This window comes from Amaricoccus sp. (genome assembly GCF_036846665.1).
Classification (GTDB): domain Bacteria; phylum Pseudomonadota; class Alphaproteobacteria; order Rhodobacterales; family Rhodobacteraceae; genus Amaricoccus.
The window spans coordinates 1-2,907 of the sequence record NZ_DAIUBO010000349.1 but is presented as its reverse complement, the minus strand read 5'-3'; the positions used below and the strand labels follow the sequence as shown (position 1 = coordinate 2,907).

General features: G+C 71.9%; 2 protein-coding genes. One reads left to right on the top strand and one right to left on the bottom strand.

Translation table 11 applies throughout. The annotated features are described in order from the left end of the window. Positions 1 to 102: 102 nt before the first annotated feature. Positions 103 to 1,527 carry a metalloprotease TldD gene (gene tldD / locus V7050_RS20045; protein ID WP_324370428.1) on the top strand — a complete coding sequence of 475 codons (1,425 nt, stop codon included), beginning with the start codon at positions 103 to 105 and terminating at the stop codon, positions 1,525 to 1,527. A 181-nt stretch (positions 1,528 to 1,708) separates the two neighbouring features. Here the strand turns inward: tldD and V7050_RS20040 are convergent. Further along, the coding region (locus V7050_RS20040; RefSeq protein ID WP_324374363.1) for an autotransporter outer membrane beta-barrel domain-containing protein at positions 1,709 to 2,907 on the bottom strand (1,199 nt) is incomplete at its 5' end.

The window sequence follows — 2,907 nt, the reverse complement described above, 5'->3', positions numbered from 1 at the left end:
CGGCGCGGGGGGGGGGCGCTATGTGGGGCCGTGGGGACTAGGTGGCGGGTGCGCCGGGGCGCCCGATCCGTTGCCCCGCCCCAACCGATCCGGAGACCATTCATGCCATCCTCCCCGCGCTTCCGGCCTTTCGACGACAATCTCGACGCCGACCGGGCCCTTGCGATCCTGCGCAGCGCTACCGAGGGGGCGGACGACGGCGAGCTCTTCCTCGAGCGACGACGGGGCGAGGCGCTGGTCTTCGACGACGAGAGGCTCCGGAACGCGAGCTACGACGCGGCCGAGGGCTTCGGGCTGCGGGCGGTGCGCGGCGAGGCCACGGGCTATGCCCATGCGACCGAGATCTCCGAGGCGAGCCTCCGGCGTGCGGCCGAGACCGCCCGGATCGCGGTCGGGAGCGGCGGCGGCCGGCTCGCACCGGCGCCGAGGCCGAGCAACCGGCGGCTCTATTCCGACCACGATCCCTTCGACGACGCGGAATTCGCGGTGAAGGTGGATTTGTTGCGCGAGATCGACGATTTTCTGCGTGGCCTCGATGCCCGCGTGGTCCAGGTCACCGCGAGCCTGGCGGCGGCGATGCAGGAGGTCGAGATCCTGCGGCCCGAGGGCGGGCGCCTCGCCGAGGCCCGCCCGATGGTGCGGCTCTCCGTCTCTGTCATCGTCGAGGAGAACGGCCGGCGGGAATCGGGTTCGGCCGGCGGTGGCGGCCGGCACGGGCTCGCGCCGCTCATGGCGCGGGAGCATTGGCAGGGCGTCGCCCGCGAGGCGCTGCGAATCGCCGCGGTCAACCTGCGCGCCGAGCCGGCACCGGCCGGGGTCATGGACGTGGTGCTCGGCCCCGGCTGGCCCGGGATCCTGCTGCACGAGGCGGTCGGGCACGGGCTGGAGGGCGATTTCAACCGCAAGAGGACCTCCGCCTTCGCCGGGCTCATCGGCAGCCGCGTGGCGGCGCCGGGGGTGACGGTGGTCGACGACGGCACGCTGCCCGATCGCCGCGGCTCGATCAGCTTCGACGACGAGGGCACGCCCTCGGGCCGCAACGTGCTGATCGAGGACGGGATCCTCGTCGGATTCATGCAGGACCGGCAGAACGCGCGCCTGATGGGCGTGCCGGCGACCGGCAACGGCCGGCGCGAGAGCTATGCCCATGCGCCGATGCCGCGCATGACCAACACGATCATGCTCGGCGGCGGGGCCGACCCGAAGGACGTGCTCGCCGGGCTCCGGAACGGCATCTATGCGGTGGGCTTCGGCGGCGGCCAGGTCGACATCACCAACGGCAAGTTCGTCTTCTCCTGCACCGAGGCCTACCGGGTGAAGGACGGGCGCGTCGGCGCGCCGGTGAAGGGCGCGACCCTGATCGGCGACGGCGCCACGGCGCTGAAGCAGATCCGCGCCATCGGCAACGACATGGCGCTCGATCCCGGCATGGGCAATTGCGGCAAGAACGGCCAGTGGGTGCCGGTGGGCGTCGGCCAGCCGACGCTGCTGATCGGCGGGCTGACGGTGGGGGGATCCGCTGCGTGAGGTCAGGCGCCGTCCTGCTCGGGCGCGCCGTCCTGGCACAAAAGATCCCTGATCGGCTATTCTCGATCAAGGCCCTGAAAAGGCGCCATCTTCGGAGGCTGATACCCGGCTGGAAAGTGGCTGGAAACCGGCTTGCCATTTTCTGACGTTCCGGCAAGGAACCGGAAGCGGATCGGGCCGGTCAGAACGGGATCGACAGCGCTATCTCGCCCTCGACGATCTCGAGCCCGTCCTCGCCGATGCCGCCGTAGCCGACGCGCGCGTCGAAGCGGCCGCCGTTCAGGAAGGCGGCGTTGACGCCGGCGCGCAGGTCCCCGGTGATCGCGGACATCGAGAACTCGTTCAGGTCGCCATCGAGCAGGAGCCCGTCGTTCGGCCGGGCGAGCCATGCGTCGATGCCGACGCGAAAGTAGGGGGCGATGCGGGTGCCGCCCGAGGTGACGTGTTCGCGGCGGACCTCGCCGGAGAGCGTGGAAACCATCTCGTCGTCGTGGCCGCCCACGACCCCGAACCGCGACCCGCCGTTGCTGTAGCTGTGATCCGGGATGTCGTCGTTGGCGTAGAAGAGCTCCAGCTTCGGGCGGAGCTCGTAGTCTCCGCGCAGGTAGCGCCCGGTGGCGTTGGCGGAGACGAAGACCCGGTTCACGTCGAAATCGCTGTCGAAGCCGGCAATCGAGTTCGAGAAGTCGCGGCGCGCGTAGCCAACCCAGAGATCGAGCACCAGATCCGGATCCGGCTTCCACCCCACGTAGGGGCCGAAGAAATATCCGTCGAACCGGCTGTCGACTTGGCCACCGAAGCTGTCGGCGTGCCCGTCCTCCCAGCCGGCGGCGAGGCCGTAGACCAGGTCCGGACGCCGCACCACGTCGAAGCCGACGATCGCCTCGTTTCGATGGCCGCCGCTGTCGCGTCCCGAGCCGTCGAAGTCGAAGGTGCTGGAGCGCCCCTGGAACCAGCCCCGGCGCTCCTTGCCGTCCGGGGTCGGCGTGACCGGGGTGCCGCCGGGCGCGCCGAAACCCCAGCCGACCAGGCGCTCGGTGATCGTGTAAGGGTCGGTGAAGACCGGAAGCGCGCCCGAGCCGGTGACCGCCTGCTCGGTGCCGCGGTCGGTCTTCGGGCCGGCGGCACTTCCGCCGCCGCCACCGGTACCGCCGCCGCCGTCACCGCCGCCGCCGTCACCACCGCCGCCGCCGCCGGTACCGCCGCCGCCGCTACCGCCTCCACCGTCTCCGCCGCCACCGCCGCCACCGTCTCCGCCGCCGCCGTCTCCACCGCCACCGTCGCCACCGTCTCCACCGCCACCGTCGCCACCGTCTCCGCCGCCGCCGTCTCCGCCGCCACCGTCTCCGCCGCCACCGTCTCCGCCGCCACCGTCTCCGC

What these genes read in the sequence shown, in the direction of transcription:
- tldD (WP_324370428.1), top strand. Translation starts at nt 103, where the DNA reads ATGCCATCCTCCCCGCGCTTCCGGCCTTTCGACGACAATCTCGACGCC.